Source organism: Calditrichota bacterium (genome assembly GCA_020637445.1).
GTDB lineage: Bacteria > Electryoneota > RPQS01 > RPQS01 > RPQS01 > JABWCQ01.
Map to the genome: position 1 here is coordinate 1,179,657 of JACJVZ010000001.1, position 17,635 is coordinate 1,197,291.

Consider the following 17,635-nt stretch of genomic DNA (forward strand, 5'->3'; position numbering starts at 1 on the left):
TCCCTCACGCGATCACCGATTTGACAGGAGACCAAGCCGTCTCGATAATTTTCTCGATCAATTGTTCTGGTGACCAACCGTAAGCGCGCGCGGCCTTTGGTACCAAGGAAGTCGTGGTCATTCCGGGAAGCGAGTTAAGCTCGAGGCAAATGAACATTTCTTCGCTGACGAGGAAGTCCACGCGTGCAAATCCGCGCGCACCCACCGCCACAAATACATCTTCCGCGCATTCCCGTATGGCTTCGGCAATGTCCAATGGAAGTTCCGCCGGGCAAACATACTCGGTTCGGCCTGAGGTATATTTGTTGGAATAGTCGTAGAAGCCGTCTTTGGGACGAATCTCGACTAAGGGCAGCGCAACACCGTTGACGACCGTCGCGGCAATTTCGCGGCCTTTGAAATATTGTTCGACCAACGCTCCGTCATTTTGCGAAATGATTTGGTTTAGCGCCGCAGGAAGTTCGCTGCTCGAACGAACAATTGAAAGTCCAATCGTAGAACCTCCGTTCATCGGTTTTACGACCACCGGAAAGCCAAGTGAAGATTCGATGAGCGATTCGACTATTTCAGGTGAACGGAGTTCACTGACGGGAATTTCAAACCCTTGCGCGAGCGGAATGCCTGCCTGCAGCATCAAGGACTTTGCTGTGGCTTTGTGCATTGCGACGGCACTTGCAAGGGGACCGGAACCGGTGTAAGATATCCCCACCCATTCGAGCAGGCTTTGCAGCGTTCCGTCTTCGCCGTAGCCGCCGTGCAAGATCGGAAAAACGAGGTCGATCTTCTCACGCTCAATAGTATCCAGCAATCCGCGGACGACGTGTGGGTGAAAGTCACCGGACGACTCAAATGCCGGCGCATCAAGACCGATGGCCTCGGGCGCCATTTTGTGCGTGCTCGGGTATACCTTGCCGACGTGCTCAGGATCGTACTTAAGGACGTCATGGCCAAGCCCAGCTACCCACCCTGCGACGGCATCACCCGACGCGAGAGACACAATACGCTCGGAGGTCGCGCCTCCGCACAAGACAAGTACGCGCATCTTAAGAATCTTGAGAGAGTTTAGTTGCGACAGCCAAATGTAAGCGGTTCAAAGTACCTTCCCGCCCCCACATTCCGACCAAACGGCCAAGCTCCGGTCCGTGCTCGCGACCAGTGAGCGCCTGACGCAAAGTCATCCAGATGCCTTTGCCTTTCAAACCGAATTTCGCGCCTGAAGAGTTCGCGATAGACTTAAACTCTTTGATCAGCGACTCGAAATCGTTCCAATTCCCCGCGGGAAGCGCGGCCAAACCGTCAGACACGTCGGCGATAAAATTCAGCATGTTTTCATCAAAGGGACTTGCAAACTCGTCAGCCGCAGCAAACGCCTCAACAACTTTGGTCGCAAGGTCAGCAAACGATTCGGCGCCGGGACGCAGCGACTCGACGGCATACTTGACACGAGGAGCGGCTTCCTCGAGCAGCTCTCCGGGCAAAAGCGGCGCGACGCCGTCCCAGACGGCATCGCCGCCCATCTTCGCCAGATACTCGGTGTTCATCCACTTGAGCTTCGTTTGGTCGAAGACCGCACCGGCTTTGTTTACGCGCTCAAGAGAGAACTCTTGGATCAACTCTTCGAGCGAAAAGAACTCGCGTTCGTCCTGCGGATGCCAACCAAGCAATGCCACGAAATTCAGCAACGCTTCAGGAAGAATTCCCTTTTCGCGGTAGGCTTCGACCGCCACATCGCCGGAGCGTTTGGACATCTTGGAACGGTCGGGATTCAACAGTAGGGGGAGATGCGCGAATTGGGGCACGTCCCAGCCGAAGAAATTGTAAAGCAGTACGTGCTTGGGAGTCGACGGAAGCCACTCTTCGCCGCGAATCACATGCGAAATGCGCATATCGTGATCATCGACGACATTGGCCAAGTGATAGGTTGGAAAACCGTCGCTCTTCATCAAGACTTGATCGTCAATCGTGGACGACTCAAAGCTCACGTCGCCGCGAATCACGTCGTGGATTTCGACTGTCTTTCCATCAGGAACGGCCATGCGCCAGACGTGCGATTCACCTGAGGCGATGCGCGCGGCGGACTCTACTTTGGACAAGTTTCGGCAGTGACGGTCGTACATCGGCGGCTTGCTGTTCGCTTGCTGCTCCGCGCGGACTTGATCGAGTCGCTCGGCAGAGCAGAAACACGGATAGGCATGTCCACGCTCGGCGAGGACTTTGATTGCATCGTTGTAAAGACTCAAACGCTCTGACTGCACATACGGCGCATGCGGGCCGCCGACCTTCGGGCTTTCGTCAAAGGAAATTCCAAGCCAGTCGAATACTTCGAGAAAATTCTCGACCGCGCCTTCAACTAAGCGCGTGCGATCCGTGTCCTCAACGCGCAGGAGAATCTTGCCGCCCATTTTGCGCGCGAAAAGGTAATTATAAAGAGCAGTGCGCAAACCGCCGACGTGCAAATAGCCCGTCGGACTGGGAGCGTACCGCGTGCGAACTTCTTTAGTCATCTCGTTTGATTAGTAGTACCGTCGCCATCGCAGCGATGCCTTCTTTGCGTCCTGTGAAGCCCATTTGTTCGAGCGTTGTTCCTTTGATGGATACTTGACCAATGGCAATCCCCAAGGCCGTTGCGACGGCATCGCACATTTCTTCGTGATAGGGTCCGAGCTTGGGCTCTTCGCACATAACACTGACGTCGACATTTCCAATTTCGTAACCGCGACGGCTCACGAGCATCATTGCCTCGTGAAGCAAATCCATGGAATTGGCATCTTTGAATGCCGGATCGCTGGGAGGAAAGAGCTTTCCTTTGTCACCGGCGGCCGCGGCACCAAGCAGCGCATCGAGAATTGCGTGCGCGAGCACATCGCCGTCGGAGTGGGCTTCAAGACCTTTTGCGAAAGGAATCTGAATGCCTCCGAGAATCAGCGGGCGGCCATCGACAAAGCGATGCGCGTCCACTCCAATACCAACTCTAAAAGTTGCGGCCATAGGAATAATCAGATAAAAACGGGCTTACGGCGCAGAGCCGCAAACCCGAGTCGTCATGGTTCAGGGAAGTAGTTCACCGCGCAGAATGGCTTCAGCGCGCGGCAATTCATGGGGATGAGTAATTTTCAAGTTGCGAGGATCGCCGGGAACGATTTTTACGGTCCCGAGAGAGAAAGTCTCGATCAAGGCGACGTCGTCAGTGCATTGGACAATTCGTTCGCGAGCGAGCAGGTGAGCCTTGCGGAACTCTTTTGCTCGAACTCCCTGCGGAGTTTGGACCGCGAAGAGTTTTTCGCGAGGCGGAGTTTCGACCACGGTCATAGATTTGTCGGCAATCTTGATCGTATCCGTGACGGGGATACCGGGAACAGCGGCCACGGAATTTTCGAGAGCGGAAAGGACGTTGTCAATCACTATGCGCGTAAGCAGCGGGCGGGCGGCGTCGTGGACGAGAATTTTGTCGATGTTTTCATCCACACACTCAAGTGCTTTGCCGACGGAGTCTTGCCGTGTCTCACCGCCAATGGTAAGGTGAATCACGTCTGACAGCGGATGAGTCGCAAGACTCTCTGCGAAGTCGTTGCGGTCATCCGGGGACGTGGCGACGACAATATTCTTCAACCGCGCGTCATCAACGAACGCATTCAGCGCCCACCAGACCAACGGTTTTTCATTTAGAAGAACGAGCGCCTTTGAGACGGGCGCGCCGAGCCGCTCTCCCCTGCCCGCGGCGGGAATGAGCAGCGCGTAACTCAAACGATCAACATGCAATCGCCGTAGCTATAGAAGCGGTACTTCTCTTTGACGGCGTGGCGATAGGCCTTCATAATGAACTCGCGGTCGCTGAACGCGGACACGAGCATGAGTAGCGTGGACCCCGGGAGATGGAAATTCGTCAGCAGGCGGTCGACGACTTTGAAGTGGTACGGCGGATAGATGAACTTGTCCGTCCAGCCGGCTTGCGGTTTGATGCCGCCGCTGAAGTTGGCGACTGTTTCAAGAGTTCTCGTGACCGACGTTCCGATCGCGAAGATTCGATTGCCGCGCTCGATCGCGCCGTTGATGCTGTCCACCGCACTCTGAGTCACGTCGTAGTACTCCGAGTCCATGCGATGCCGCGAGAGGTCTTCGACTTGCACGGGACGAAAAGTACCAAGTCCGACGTGCAGGCAGATGGGCACGAACTCGACGCCTTTGCGCTTCAGCTTTGTGACCATTTCTTTCGTGAAGTGCAGGCCCGCGGTCGGAGCGGCGACGGCACCGGATTCGTCGGCGAAGATCGTTTGATAGCGGTCCTTGTCGTCTGGCGTCGGCTCGCGGCGGATGTAGGGCGGCAGCGGCGGTTTGCCGTATTTCTCTACCAGTTCGGCGAAGTCGCCTTCGTAATGGAAGCGCACGACGCGGCCACCGCTGGTGGTGTTGTCGATGACTTCGCAGACGATTTCGTCCCCGATGATGATGTTGTTGCCGGTGCGGACTTTGCGCGCGGGCTTGACCAAGACTTCCCACAACTCTTCAGTGAGTTTGCGGAGCAGGAAGACTTCGATTTCGGCTTCCGTCTTTTCCTTGTAGCCGAACAGACGCGCGGGAAACACGCGCGTGGAGTTGACAACGACGACGTCGCCTTTGGTCATATAGTTGCCGATATCCGAGAACATTTCGTCGCGAATGTCTTTCGTCTCGCGGTCTACAACGAGCATGCGCGACATGTCGCGGCGCTCGAGCGGAGACTGAGCGATCAGTTTTTCCGGCAAGTTATACTTAAAATCCGAAAGACGAGGAATCGTCTGCACACCCCGGGGTTCATAGACTGCGGAAGTAACGGGCATTGATTGTCCTTAGTTCACTGGTTGCACGTGCGGAGGCAGCGTGTTGGATTACAGAAGACGAGTTTGGTCGGCGGCACTGCGCCGCACTCCGAAATGTTCAAATGCGCGAATAGTAGCCTGACGTCCGCGCGACGTCCTTTCCAAAAATCCTTGGCGAATCAGATAAGGCTCGCAGAGTTCTTCGAGCGTGCCTTCATCTTCTCCTACGGTGACTGCAAGAGTCCCCAAACCTACGGGACCGCCTCGGAATTTTTCCAAGAGAGCAAGCATCAAGCGTTTGTCGAGATCATCAAGTCCGAAGTCGTCGATCTCTAAGAGTCTCAACGCTTCGTGCGCGAGTTCGGGAGTGACGATGTCTGCACCTTTGACTTGCGCAACGTCGCGCACTCTACGCAAAAGACGGTTGGCGACTCGGGGAGTGCCGCGCGATCTCGATGCAATTTCGCGCAAGCCGTCTTCGGTGCAATTCGTGTTCAGAAGTCTGGCCGTCCTACGGAGAATTTCGACTAACTCTTCGGGTGAATAGTAGTCGAGTCTCAATGTGACACCGAATCGCGAACGCAACGGTGATGACAACAATCCCGCGCGAGTCGTGGCGCCGACCAAGGTGAACTTATTCAAGTTCAGTTGCAGAGTACGCGCGGCGGCGCCTTTGTCAATCAGAATATCCAGCCGGAAATCTTCCATGGCCGGATAGAGATATTCTTCGATGCTCGAACTCAGCCGGTGAATTTCGTCGACGAAGAGAATATCACCGTGCTGCAAATTTGTCAGCAGTCCAGCAAGATCTGCGGGGCGTTCAAGCACGGGGCCCGTAGTCACTCGCACCTGTGTACCCATTTCCTTTGCAATCAGGTGCGACAGCGTAGTTTTGCCCAAACCGGGCGGGCCATAGAACAGACAGTGGTCAAGGGCTTCGCCGCGATCGCGCGCCGCTTTCAAGAAAATCGAAAGCTGCTCTTTGACACGCTGCTGACCGACAAACTCGTTGAAGGTGTTGGGCCGAAGACTTAGCTCAACAACTTGTTCGTCTTCCTGCAAAACGGGTTCGATTAAGCGCGGCATTTAGTTCTTGCGCAAAGCAAATTTGATAATCAGTTCGACGTCGTCTATGTTCTGCGCGCGCGCAGCATCGAGGCTTTTTTCGATCTCGGCAGGCGACAGACCGAGCGCTTGCAAGGCTTGTCTTGCCTGAATCACCGCCGACGATCCGGTTGTGGAGGTGGACACGGGCCACTCGACGGATGCTCCGGCGAATTTCTTGCCAAGTTCGAGCACGATCCGATCGGCGATTTTCGCTCCGATGCCGCGGACAGCTTTCAGCCTGGCAGAATCACCGGCAGCAATGGCTTCCCGCACGTCGGTAGCGGGCATACCGGACAACATCGTCAATGCGAGCTTCGGACCGACTCCGCTGATGGAAATCAATTCGTCAAAGACCCAGCGTTCGTCTCGCGACGAAAATCCAAACAGATCGAATTGCTCTTCTCGCACAAAGAGTCTTGTAAAAATCTGCGCTTCGTTTCCAACAGAAGGCAACTTGTCATACGTGGTCAAAGAGATTCTCGCCGACAACGACAGTCCGTGAACATCGACAACGACTTCGGCAGGAGATTTCGCCGCAATGCGACCGCGAACGGAGTCAATCATGCGCGGACGGCCAACAATTTCGGATTGCGAATCGACGTAGCCGTAATTGCAATGGCGAGTGCGTCAGAAATATCTTCTTCGCCGCGGTCAAACTCGATGCCGAGCATCTGCCCTACCATGTAGCTGACTTGTTGTTTGGAACTCGCGCCGCTGCCCGTGACCGCCATCTTCACTTCGCGGGGGGCGACGTCCATGACTTGCTGCGTGGCCTGCTGAATCGCTAAGACTGCGCAGGCTCGTGCTTGTCCGAGTTTCAAGGCAGACATTGCGCCTGTTCCGACGTAGCCCGCTTCAACAGCGCCTCGAGTAACAGAGTATTTTTCACAAATCGCAGTCAGATGGTCAAACAGATAGGCCAAGCGCTCCGCCATTGGATCGGAGGGCTTTGTGCGCAGTCGGCCGCTCTCTATGTAGAGCAGTTTTGCGCCCTGTTTCTTGATCACACCCCAGCCCGTGCAGGTCAATCCCGGATCGATGCCGATAATGATTTCCACGGGGCCGGCCAGTGACATCAGGCCAAACTTTCAATCAACGCGTCGTCCATTTCGTAGTTGGAATAGACGTTTTGCGCATCGTCAATTTCTTCCAGCAACTCGATGATGGTCAAGACAGACTTAGCGGAATCGGCCGCTTCAACCTTGACGGTGTTGTTCGGAATGTAGGACAGTTCGGCGGAGTCGACGGTTTTACCGGCTGCTTCGAGCGCACCTTTGACCACATAAAGATCGCCGGTTGCGCAATAGACTTCCCAAATTTCGCCGCCGTCCTTCACATCAGTGGCACCTGCTTCGAGCGCAAGCATCATCACTTCTTCTTCTTCGCCCTGACTCTTGTCAAGGGTCAGGTAACCAAGCCGTTCAAACATCCAAGACACTGCACCGGCTTCGGCCATGGATCCGCCGCGCTTGTTGAAGATAGCGCGGATTTCGCCGACTGTGCGGTTGCGGTTGTCGGTTGCGCATTCGATGAGTATCGCGACACCGGCAGGTCCGTATCCTTCGTAAACGATCTCTTCGAGCACCTGTCCGTCGAGTTCGCCCGCGCCCTTCTTAATAGCTTTCTCAAGATTTGCGGCGGGCATGTTGGCGGCCTTAGCGGCGTCAACAGCGGTGCGCAATCTGGGGTTGCTATTGGGATCAGATCCGCCCATTCGGGAAGCGATTTGGATTTCGCGAATGAGCTTGGTAAACACTTTGCCGCGCGCGGCGTCAATCTTTTCTTTTTTGCGACGGATGGTCGCCCATTTACTATGACCGGACATGCTCTATGTTGCTAGTTGAGAATGAACTTTGTTTACGCCGCCCGGTTCTTGCCGACCCATGCTCTGATGTACTCGATGGGTTCAGTTGTTGGTGTACCGGGACCGAATAGTTTTCCGACGCCCTGTTTTTCGAGGGCTTCCATGTCGCCTTTGGGGATAATTCCGCCGCCCGTCAGCAGGACGTCGCCGATGCCCTTGTCGTTCATGAGCTTCAGCACTGCAGGGAAAAAGGTCATGTGCGCACCGGAGAGGATGGACAGTGCCACGACGTCCACGTCCTCTTGAAGGGCGGCATTGACAATCATTTCAGGGGTCTGGCGGAGGCCTGTGTAGATGACCTCCATGCCTGCATCGCGGAGAGCGGCGGCCATGACCTTGGCTCCACGGTCGTGGCCGTCCAATCCGGGTTTGGCCACTAACACTCTGATTTTTCTATCCATGTGAGAATATATGACAAGTTAAAAGCTCGATGAACTCTGACCCTCGCAAATTGCACGTTTTCATCCAGCTAAACGTCAAATATACAAAAAAAAGGGCCGGAAATCAATGACTTCCGGCCCCATGTTTGTGAAATGTAACTCAGGCGATTTCGGGGTGTTCATCACGGTTGCTGACCGTTAATGAAAGTTCTCCGTGTGCGGCTTGCGCCTCTACGGTCTGGCCGGAAAGGACGGTTCCGCCCAAGATTGCCTCGGCCAAGGGGTTCAGCAAAAGGGTCTGGATGGCTCGTTTCATGGGTCTGGCCCCGAATACGGGGTCATAACCGTTAGCGAGAATCAGATCCTTGGCACCCTGGGTCATTGACAGTTCGATATTCTGTTTGCGCAGGCGCTTTGCCGTGCGCCCGATTTGCAGATCGAGGATGCGGGTCAAATCAGATTTACCGAGCGGTCTGAAGACCAGAATTTCGTCGATGCGATTTAGGAATTCTGGGCGAATGGATCGGCGCAAGAGTTCCAGCACATCGCGGCGGACGGTTTCGTAACCGGACTCGGTTTCGAGCGATTCCGCACGCGCATTGATCAAGTCCGAACCGATATTCGACGTCATGATCACGATGGTGTTTTTGAAATCGACGGTGCGGCCTTTCGAATCAGTCAGGCGGCCGTCGTCGAGCACTTGCAAGAGAATATTCCACACGTCGGGATGCGCCTTTTCGATTTCATCGAGCAGGAGCACACTGTACGGTTTGCGGCGCACGGCTTCGGTGAGCTGTCCGCCCTCTTCGTGGCCGACGTAGCCCGGAGGCGCGCCGATCAGCCGTGAGACGGTATGGCGTTCTTGATATTCTGACATGTCAATGCGGATCATCGCCTGCTCGTCGTTGAACAGGAACTCCGAGAGCGAGCGCGCGAGTTCGGTCTTCCCTACTCCGGTCGGACCTAAGAACAAAAAGCTGCCGATGGGTTTGCTCTCTTCTGAAAGTCCCGATCTTCCTCTGCGAATTGCCGAGGCAACGGCACTTACGGCGACGTCTTGTCCAACGACGCGCTCGTGCAGACGCTCCTCGATGTGCAGAAGTTTTTCGCGTTCGCCTTCAAGCATGCGCGAAACGGGAATGCCAGTCCACTTGGACACGACCTCGGCTATGTCGTCTTCCGTCACTTCTTCTTTCAGGAGTGATTGTGACGACTGAAGTTTGTTCATGTCGGCTTGCGCGCGCTCGAGTTTTCTTTCGAGTTCACGCAAGACACCGTAGCGAATTTCCGAGACCTTGCCCAAGTCGCCCATGCGCTCGGCTTTTTGTTCGTCGAGCTTGGCTTCTTCGATCTGCTCTTTGATCTTGCGGATGTTCTGAATGACTTTCTTCTCCTGCTCCCATTGCAGGCGCAGGGTTTTCTCTTCCGATTTCAGAGCATTCAGCTCTTCGTCGATGGCTTCGAGACGCTCTTTGCTCGCGGCATCTTTTTCGCGCGCGACGGCGACTTTCTCAATTTCGAGCTGACGAATTTTGCGGACGAGTTTATCGATCTCGTCGGGCATCGAATCGATTTCCAGACGGAGTTTCGAGGCCGCTTCGTCGATTAGGTCAATCGCTTTGTCGGGCATGAAACGGTCGGTGATGTAGCGGTCGGCCAGTTGCGCGGCGGCAATCAGGGCGGCATCGGTGATGCGCACGCCGTGGTGTACTTCGTATTTTTCTTTCAGACCGCGCAAGATCGAAATCATGTCTTCGACGGACGGCTCCGTGACCATGATCGGTTGGAAGCGGCGTTCGAGCGCGGCATCTTTCTCGATGTGTTTTCTATACTCGTCAATCGTGGTCGCGCCGACACAGTGCAGTTCACCGCGAGCGAGTGCGGGTTTCAGCAAGTTCGACGCATCCATCGCGCCGTCGGTTTTGCCTGCGCCGACTAACTGGTGCATTTCGTCGATGAAGAGAATGATCGAGCCTTCGGCGCTCGTAACTTCTTTCAGCACCGCTTTCAAACGCTCTTCAAACTCGCCGCGATATTTTGCGCCTGCGACGAGGCTGCCCAAGTCGAGCGCGACGACGCGCTTGTTCTTGAGATTTTCGGGCACGTCGCCGGCGACGATGCGCTGCGCGAGACCTTCGGCGATGGCGGTTTTGCCGACGCCGGGTTCGCCGATCAGCACGGGATTGTTTTTCGTGCGGCGCGTGAGCACTTGCAGCACACGGCGAATTTCTTCGTCGCGTCCGATAACGGGATCGAGTTTGCCGCGGCGCGCGAGGTCGGTCAAGTCGCGGCCGTATTTGTCGAGCGCGCGGTATTTCTCTTCGGGTGTTTGATCTTTGACGCGCTGTCCGCCGCGCAGGTCTTTCATCGCTTTCAGAACGTCGGCGTGCGTGATGCGCGACTCTTTCAAGAATTTCGCGGCTGCGTCATCGCCCTTGGTCATCGCCAAGAGTAAGTGTTCGACGGAGAGAAATTCGTCGCCGAGATCGCTCATCTCTTTGAGAGCAGTCTCGAAGAGTCTGGAAGACTCCGGCGCGAGGTATGTGGAGCCTACCGAGCCTGTGACCTTCGGTTGTTTGGCAATTTCGATATCCACCAGACGGCGGATGTCGTCGGCGCTCTTGCCGAGTTTGGCGAGGATTTCGGAGGCAATTCCTTCGCTGTCGCGCAACATACCGCCGAGCAGATGCAACGGAGTCAGAGCCTGATGACTCTGGTCCCGCGCAATCGCCTGCGCAGCTTGCAGCGCCTCCTGCGCTTTAATGGTCCATTGATCTATGTTCATGTTTCCCCTGAGGTGCTCTTTATTCGTATGATCCAATCGGATGGTAAAATGAAATCAGTTTACTCATCGAAGGGTGCAATACGAATTCGTTTAATTGTATCAACACTATCTTCATATTCCTCGCCAAATTCGTCAACAAGTAACTTCATATACGATCGGAATTCAGAAACGCTCATCTTGTTGTGTCTGGCATCATAATGACGAGAAATGAGATTGTACACACTTCTTTTAGCTGTTATCACAAACCTCCCTTTCAGCCATCTAATTATGAGGCGGGAATCTCCAGGTAGATCTTCAGTCTCGCCTGTTCCAGGGTTATCCCATTCATCATCGTCCCACGTACAACGAGGGAAATACCCGTAAGGAGGAATCTCAACAACTTCTTCTCTTACATTATCGTCATCATAAAGCCCACTGCGCTCTAACTCACACGTTTCAACATAAAAATACGAATGGCTTGGATGGCCTTTAAATGACTCGAATCGCAGAAATTTGGGTTTCACAATGTCCGCGACTCGATCATCGGTTGCGAGCTCTATGCAGCCGTCCTCTCGAGAAAGCCTGGCAGTTTCGAGATCCAATCCGCCACCTGTCGGATAGAACATGTGATTGAGGTTAGGTCCACAGAATTCTCTAAGGACTTTTGCAATATCGCTTGAACTCCTCCACTCAGCGTTTTCTGGTACGGCAGTGCCAAAGAACACTTCTTGCCGCCGTCTCCACTCAACCAAGTTTTTCTGATGAAACTCATTGCTCATATTTGTACTACCTCGAATATTTGAGAGATTTTGCCTGCTGATTTCGCGCTATTTTTTTGAATCGCTACTTAGCGCAATACTGAACTTGCGAAAATAACAAGTGTGCTTCTGTAAATCAAGAGTGAAAAAAGTTGCGCATCATCCTCTACTCCCTCTCCCCCATCACACAAATCGCTGACACCGGGAGCATTTGTTTGTACTCGGTGCGGATGTTGGTGAAGCCTGCTTCTTTTAAGTAGTTTGCGTATTTCTCAGCGGTGGCTTTGGCGTCTTGGTTGGTGGCGCCTTTGTGTCGGGGTTGATCGGTTAGGGCGATCATGCCGCCGGGGTTCAAGCGCGCGCGCAGGATTATCAAGGCCGCGACTTTGTGGTCCCAGAACTTGAAGCAGTTGGTGTCGACGATTTTGTCGAACTGGCCCGCTTCCGGCGGCAGCTCGTGCGCGGGGCCGAGATAGAGTTTCACGCGGCCTGCGGCGATGGCTTGGCGGTTGCGCTTGCCGGCGACTTTGTACATGACATCGGAATAGTCGATGCCGACGATTTGTCCTGCGGTGACTTGTTTGCTCATCTTCTCAATCGTCAAGCCGGACCCGTAGCCGGTTTCGAGGACGCGGTCGGTCGGTTGCAGATTTAACAGACTGATCGTCCACTCGCCGCGCTCGATGTTGGACGGACGATTGGCGAGAATGTAGCCGACGATGCGACCGAGGAAGCCCGAGGGTTTGCCGAATTGTTTGAAGATGAGAGTTTGTAGGGACACGGTGTTTAAAATAGAAAATAGCAAATAGAAAATAGAAAATCGGAGAATCAGATTCCGGCGGGACGGGGACATCCTGCTCGGCGGCTGTGGCTCTCAGATTCCGGCGGGGAACCGCTGCGTGCTTGTTAAGCACTTCGCTAAATCCCCGCTCGGCGAAATTACTTGTGCGAACATTTGTTCACGGATTTCAATCCTTGAATTGCTCAAGGGTTTCGGAAGCCCCCCTTAGTCCCCCCCATTCGCGCAGACGCGAATGGGGGGAGATGGGAGAGGTCTTTCACTGCGTTTCCTTACAAAGACAGGCAGGATGACGACGCGTTTTAAATTATCGCTCTGTCATCCGTGGGCGGATTGCCATCCGCCCCTACTTCTTCTGATCGTCTACGACTTCGTAGTCGGCGGTTTCGGTTTTGCCTTCTGTGGTGTCGTCGGACGTGGCCTCGCTTGAGGGTTCACCTTGCGGTGCGCCTTGTTGGGCGTCCTGATAGAGTGACGGAGCGATTTGCTGCCAGACGCTATTCAGGTCTTCGGTCGCGCTCTTGATTTCGGAGACACTTGAACCTTTCAACGCTTCTTTCACGCGGCCGACTGCGGCTTCGAGTTTGGCCTTGTTGTCCGCGCCGAGTTTCTCTTCGAGTTCCTTCATCTGACGCTCGGTCTGGAAGACCAGAGCATCCGCGCCGTTTCTGATATCAACTTCCTCGCGGCGCTGCTTGTCTTCGTCGGCATGAGCTTTCGCGTCGGACTTCATGCGCTCGATTTCTTCTTTGGACAGACCGCTCGAGTGCGTGATTTTGATCGACTGCTCTTTACCCGTACCCTTGTCTTTCGCGCTGACGTGCATAATTCCGTTGGCGTCGATGTCGAAGGTCACTTCAATCTGCGGGACGCCGCGCGGCGCGGGCGGAATTCCGTCGAGGTTGAACCTGCCGATGGTTTTGTTGTCCATCGCCATCGGACGCTCGCCTTGCAAGACGTGAATTTCGACCGAGGGTTGACTGTCGCTGGCCGTGGAGAAGATCTCCGTACGACGTGTGGGAATCGTGGTGTTCGATTCGATCAAGTGTGTCATCACGCCGCCCATCGTTTCGATACCGAGCGACAGCGGGGTTACGTCGAGCAGGAGCACGTCTTTGACGTCGCCCGCCAAGATTCCGCCTTGGATTGCGGCACCGACGGCCACGACTTCATCGGGGTTGACCCCGCGGTGCGGGTCTTTGCCGAAGAACTCTTTGACGACTTCGATGATGCGCGGCATGCGGGTCGAACCGCCGACCAAAATCACTTCATCGATGTCAGAAGGTCTCATCCCCGCATCCTGCAGAGCTTTTTTCGTCGGCGTGATGCTGCGCTGCACGAGATCTTCGGTCAGCTCTTGGAATTTCGCGCGCGTAACGACGATGTCCAAGTGCTTGGGTCCGTCGGCAGTCGCGGTGATGAACGGCAAATTGACTTGCGTCTGCGACGAACCCGAAAGTTCGATCTTGGCTTTCTCGGCAGCTTCTTTCAGACGCTGCAGCGCCATCGGGTCTTTGCGCAGGTCGATACCTTCGCTCTTCTTGAACTCTTCGGCAAGGTAATCGATCAAACGCTGATCCCAATCGTCGCCGCCCAAGTGCGTGTCACCGTTGGTGGACTTCACTTCGAAGACGCCGTCGCCGAGTTCCAAAATCGAGATATCGAACGTACCGCCGCCCAAGTCATAGACCGCAATTTTTTCGTCCTTGTGATCTTTGTCAAGACCGTAAGCCAACGCAGCCGCGGTCGGCTCGTTGATGATGCGCACGACTTCGAGACCCGCGACATCGCCGGCATCTTTCGTAGCCTGACGCTGCGCGTCGTTGAAGTACGCGGGCACGGTGATGACGGCCTTGTGGACCTTTTCGCCCAAATAATCCTCGGCGGTCTGCTTCATCTTTTGCAGAATCATCGCGGAGATTTCAGCGGGCGTGTATTCCTTGTCTTCTATTTTGACTTTGGCCAGGCCTGTTCCACCGACGAGTTCGTAGGGCACGAGTTTCATTTCGTGCTCGACTTCATCGCGGCGGCGGCCCATGAAGCGCTTGATCGAGTAGATGGTCTTCTTGGGGTTGGTGACGGCCTGACGTTTGGCGGCGGCTCCGACGAGGCGCTCGCCCGTTTTGGAGAAAGCGACCACGGAGGGCGTGGTGCGCGCTCCCTCGCTGTTCGGGATCACCACGGGTTCGCCGCCTTCGATGACGGAGACGCAGGAGTTGGTGGTACCGAGGTCAATTCCAATGATTTTCGACATGATTTTATCCTTCAGATTGGTTGAACATTCAAGTTATCGTTCAACATATATGTAGGCAAGGGTCATACCAGATAGCTAAAATTATGTTTTACAAAAAGAAAGTGGCAGACTCGATTGTAAGTCTGCCACAAATTTCTGCCAATATGTCAGAGACTATTTGTCAATCCGGCGCCACATCTGCCATGCGGGCCGGAGGGTCTCGGCGGAGGTGATTAGTTCAGCTACTCTCAGAGCTGACTCGACTTCAAGAACCGTCGCACCGAGGTTTAGCGCACCTTTGAAGTGCGAGAAGAGCTGCCGGGGAAAACCTTGTACCGCCAAAACGGCAGTCTCCATCAATTCGCGCCAATGGGCTGGAATTCCGGGGCGGGACATCACCAAACCGTAGCCGATCCAGACCGTCCAGCGCGAAAGCTCGGGGCTTATCCCTTCGAGATTGTGGCGGAGTTTCTCGACATTGCCGCGATAAACTTCGGCCTGCAAGGCCCAGCCGCGCTCGAAGGTGCCCATCGGTGGAAGGTCGATCAGCTCGTTTTCGTGAGCGGGCAGCCCGTTGCCATAGACCTCCTGGATCATGAAGGCCGCTTCAAGTGACGATTGAAACCCTGCCAACAAGAAGAGCTGCAACGCCGCTTCACGCAACGCTTCAATCGAGAAGCCGCGCTCTTTATAACGAGCGACGCATTCTTTGGCCAGCGGGTCTTGCGGTTTCAGCCAAAGCACGGAGAGAGCACAAAGCAGGAGTAGCTGCTCCTGCTCGGGGTGTTCATCAAGGAATTGGGTTAGGGGGGAAGGTTCCAATTTATGATCTACAAATTCCGGTGAGATTCCGGCCGGGTTGCGGCAGCCTTAACCCAGCCCGGCAATGAATCGGATTCCGGCGGGGAACCGCGCTGACGCGCTTAATCCCCGCTCGGCAAACTCAGGTGAGCGGAACGGTCTGTTCTACGGCTTGCAAAAGTTCACCGGATTGGACTAACTCGAGGGACTTGGCGATGTCATCGGCCAAATATCGGTCACGTTCTAAGGGCTTGATGTGATTGCGGATGAACGAGCGGGCGGACTCTGATCCTTGGCCGAAATTCAGATCGGGAGATTTTTTCTTACGCATGTCCAGAGCTTGAGCGCCGCACAGCAATTCAATCGCGATGATCTTCTGAACGTTTTTCAATATCTCGGCAGCTTGACGCGCACCGTGAGTGCCCATCGAAACGATGTCTTCCTGATTCTCTGAGGTGGGAATCGTGTCGACCGATGCGGGATGCGCGAGGACTTTGTTTTCGCTGGCGAGCGCGGCGGCCGTGTAGCTTGCCATCATCATTCCGGACTCGATACCGGGCTTGTTAGCAAGATATGGGGGCAATCCAAAATTCAAGTGTCGGTCCATCAATCGCGACACACGTCTTTCTGATAGATTGCCCAACTCTGTCAAGAGAATCTTCATGTAGTCGACCGGAAGACCGACTGGGTCTCCGTGGAAGTTTCCACCGGAAATGACTTGATCATCTGCGGCGAAGACCAACGGATTGTCGGTGACGGAGTTGATTTCGATCTCCAAGCCTGCGCGAACGTGCTTGAGTCCGTCGCGCACTGCCCCGGCGATTTGGGGCGAACAACGCAAGCTGTAGGCATCTTGAATACGAGTCGGATCGCTGTCGGCGCAGGTGCTGCCTTCGAGAAGGTTAAGAACATTTTGCGCGACAGTGCGATGACCTGAATACTTGCGCAAGTTTGCGATCCGGACGTCAAATGCAGTTCGCACACCGCACGCCGCATCCAGATGCATCGCCAGTGCAACATCGTGAAGCTTTAGCAACCGCTCTGCATCCAAGAGCGTTAAGCATGACAGCGCGCACATGAACTGAACGCCGTTGTTGAGGGCGAGTCCCTCTTTGGCCTCAAGGATCAAACGAGGAATGCCCGCGCGGCGCATAGCCTCCGCCCCACTCACGCATTCGCCTCCGAACCACGCTTCGCCGCTTGACTCATCGCTTTCCACATCGGGGTCACGAGTGATCACGGCTGCAAGATGTGACAAAGGTGCGAGATCGCCGCTGGCTCCAAGCGAGCCTTGCGAGGGGACAACGGGAACAACTTTGCGATTGATCAGCTCGAGCAGAGTCTCAATCACAACGGGACGCGCGCCGGAACGACCTTGAGCAAGAGCATTCGCGCGCAAAAGAGTCGCGGCACGAACGACTCTTTCAGGAAAAGGGTCACCCGTGCCGCAGCAATGCGAGATGATCAGGTTTCGCGACACGCGACGCGCGTCGCTGACCGAAAAACGTTCGCTTTTCAGGCTGCCAAAGCCCGTGTTTATTCCATACACGCTGGGTGCATTCGCGCCAGCTTGTTCGAGCCGCGCGATCCACGCGCGGGATTCTTCTATTTGTGGTCTTGCGGAGTCCGCAAGAGTTGCATTCGCGCCATTGCTGACTCGTTCAAGTTGTTCGAGCGTCAGCGAAAGACCGTCAATCGAGATTGCCACAGGAACTTACCGCGTCACTCTCTTTTTTTCGACCATCAGCGGCTGCCACCCTTGTTCGGTGCGCACCACGTTTGTCGTTGCGGCCATGGTCGCCGATTCAACAATCGAAACATTTTCGATTTGCGGCTGGGCAATCACACCGATCAGCGGAACTTTGCGCGGATTGGCGCCACCGGTCTGCGGGACTTTTTCATTGAGTTGAGCCTGCCTGCGCTGGCGGGCGGAAGCTCGCTCCCGCGCACCGACTGGATCAATGCCGTGGGTTTGGCGCAGTTTATCGAGTTTGGCGCTAATTGCCTTGCGAGTCACGCCGAAACGATCGGCGAGTTCGGCCATGGGAACTTTGCCGTAGTTTTCCAGCAGGTATTTCTCTTCTGAAGGGGTCCACTTCTTAGCCATTGCGAAACAGTCCTATGTAAGATATA

Annotated in this window: 17 protein-coding genes; all 17 read right to left on the reverse strand. The window is 54.9% G+C overall.

All coding sequences use genetic code 11. The annotated features are described in order from the left end of the window. Positions 1–4: 4 nt before the first annotated feature. A complete protein-coding gene (locus H6507_04995; protein ID MCB9368446.1) occupies positions 5–1,042 on the reverse strand; it encodes a D-alanine--D-alanine ligase in 1,038 nt (345 codons plus the stop codon). A 1-nt stretch (position 1,043) separates the two neighbouring features. Beyond that, positions 1,044–2,504 carry a glutamate--tRNA ligase gene (locus H6507_05000; GenBank protein ID MCB9368447.1) on the reverse strand — a complete coding sequence of 487 codons (1,461 nt, stop codon included), beginning with the start codon at positions 2,502–2,504 and terminating at the stop codon, positions 1,044–1,046. After that, positions 2,497–2,988, reverse strand: a complete 492-nt coding sequence (locus tag H6507_05005; GenBank protein ID MCB9368448.1) for a 2-C-methyl-D-erythritol 2,4-cyclodiphosphate synthase — start codon at positions 2,986–2,988, stop codon at positions 2,497–2,499. The genes H6507_05000 and H6507_05005 overlap by 8 nt, the downstream gene beginning before the upstream one ends. A 60-nt stretch (positions 2,989–3,048) precedes the next feature. After that, positions 3,049–3,759: a 2-C-methyl-D-erythritol 4-phosphate cytidylyltransferase gene (ispD, locus tag H6507_05010; protein ID MCB9368449.1), complete on the reverse strand. Its 711-nt coding sequence runs from the start codon at positions 3,757–3,759 to the stop codon at positions 3,049–3,051. Next, a complete protein-coding gene (gene queA, locus H6507_05015; GenBank protein MCB9368450.1) occupies positions 3,741–4,817 on the reverse strand; it encodes a tRNA preQ1(34) S-adenosylmethionine ribosyltransferase-isomerase QueA in 1,077 nt (358 codons plus the stop codon). Before queA ends, ispD begins: the two co-directional genes overlap by 19 nt. 48 nt (positions 4,818–4,865) lie before the next feature. Next, complete coding sequence (gene ruvB, locus H6507_05020) at positions 4,866–5,882, reverse strand: Holliday junction branch migration DNA helicase RuvB (GenBank protein ID MCB9368451.1); 1,017 nt, start codon at positions 5,880–5,882, stop codon at positions 4,866–4,868. After that, positions 5,883–6,467 carry a Holliday junction branch migration protein RuvA gene (ruvA, locus tag H6507_05025; GenBank protein ID MCB9368452.1) on the reverse strand — a complete coding sequence of 195 codons (585 nt, stop codon included), beginning with the start codon at positions 6,465–6,467 and terminating at the stop codon, positions 5,883–5,885. Further along, on the reverse strand, positions 6,464–6,979 hold the full coding sequence (gene ruvC / locus H6507_05030; GenBank protein ID MCB9368453.1) for a crossover junction endodeoxyribonuclease RuvC: 516 nt from the start codon (positions 6,977–6,979) through the stop codon (positions 6,464–6,466). Before ruvC ends, ruvA begins: the two co-directional genes overlap by 4 nt. Continuing rightward, entirely contained in the window at positions 6,979–7,728 is a 750-nt protein-coding gene (locus tag H6507_05035; protein ID MCB9368454.1) for a YebC/PmpR family DNA-binding transcriptional regulator, read from the reverse strand. Before H6507_05035 ends, ruvC begins: the two co-directional genes overlap by 1 nt. 32 nt (positions 7,729–7,760) lie before the next feature. Next, the gene (locus H6507_05040) at positions 7,761–8,168 is read right to left on the reverse strand and encodes a cobalamin B12-binding domain-containing protein (protein ID MCB9368455.1); all 408 of its coding nucleotides are present in this window, start codon (positions 8,166–8,168) and stop codon (positions 7,761–7,763) included. A 139-nt stretch (positions 8,169–8,307) separates the two neighbouring features. Continuing rightward, positions 8,308–10,932 carry an ATP-dependent chaperone ClpB gene (gene clpB / locus H6507_05045; protein ID MCB9368456.1) on the reverse strand — a complete coding sequence of 875 codons (2,625 nt, stop codon included), beginning with the start codon at positions 10,930–10,932 and terminating at the stop codon, positions 8,308–8,310. A gap of 59 nt (positions 10,933–10,991) precedes the next feature. Then, positions 10,992–11,690: a hypothetical protein gene (locus tag H6507_05050; protein ID MCB9368457.1), complete on the reverse strand. Its 699-nt coding sequence runs from the start codon at positions 11,688–11,690 to the stop codon at positions 10,992–10,994. Positions 11,691–11,835: 145 nt separating this feature from the next. Beyond that, a complete protein-coding gene (locus H6507_05055) occupies positions 11,836–12,522 on the reverse strand; it encodes a methyltransferase domain-containing protein (protein MCB9368458.1) in 687 nt (228 codons plus the stop codon). 292 nt (positions 12,523–12,814) lie between these two features. Next, on the reverse strand, positions 12,815–14,722 hold the full coding sequence (dnaK, locus tag H6507_05060) for a molecular chaperone DnaK (GenBank protein MCB9368459.1): 1,908 nt from the start codon (positions 14,720–14,722) through the stop codon (positions 12,815–12,817). A 153-nt stretch (positions 14,723–14,875) separates the two neighbouring features. Further along, positions 14,876–15,523 (reverse strand): carboxymuconolactone decarboxylase family protein, encoded by a 648-nt coding sequence (locus H6507_05065; protein ID MCB9368460.1) that lies wholly within the window; start codon positions 15,521–15,523, stop codon positions 14,876–14,878. Between the two features lie 121 nt (positions 15,524–15,644). Then, positions 15,645–17,210, reverse strand: a complete 1,566-nt coding sequence (gene hutH, locus H6507_05070; GenBank protein MCB9368461.1) for a histidine ammonia-lyase — start codon at positions 17,208–17,210, stop codon at positions 15,645–15,647. Positions 17,211–17,216: 6 nt separating this feature from the next. Beyond that, positions 17,217–17,609, reverse strand: coding sequence for an HTH domain-containing protein (locus tag H6507_05075; protein ID MCB9368462.1), 393 nt, complete (start codon positions 17,607–17,609; stop codon positions 17,217–17,219). Positions 17,610–17,635: the final 26 nt, after the last annotated feature.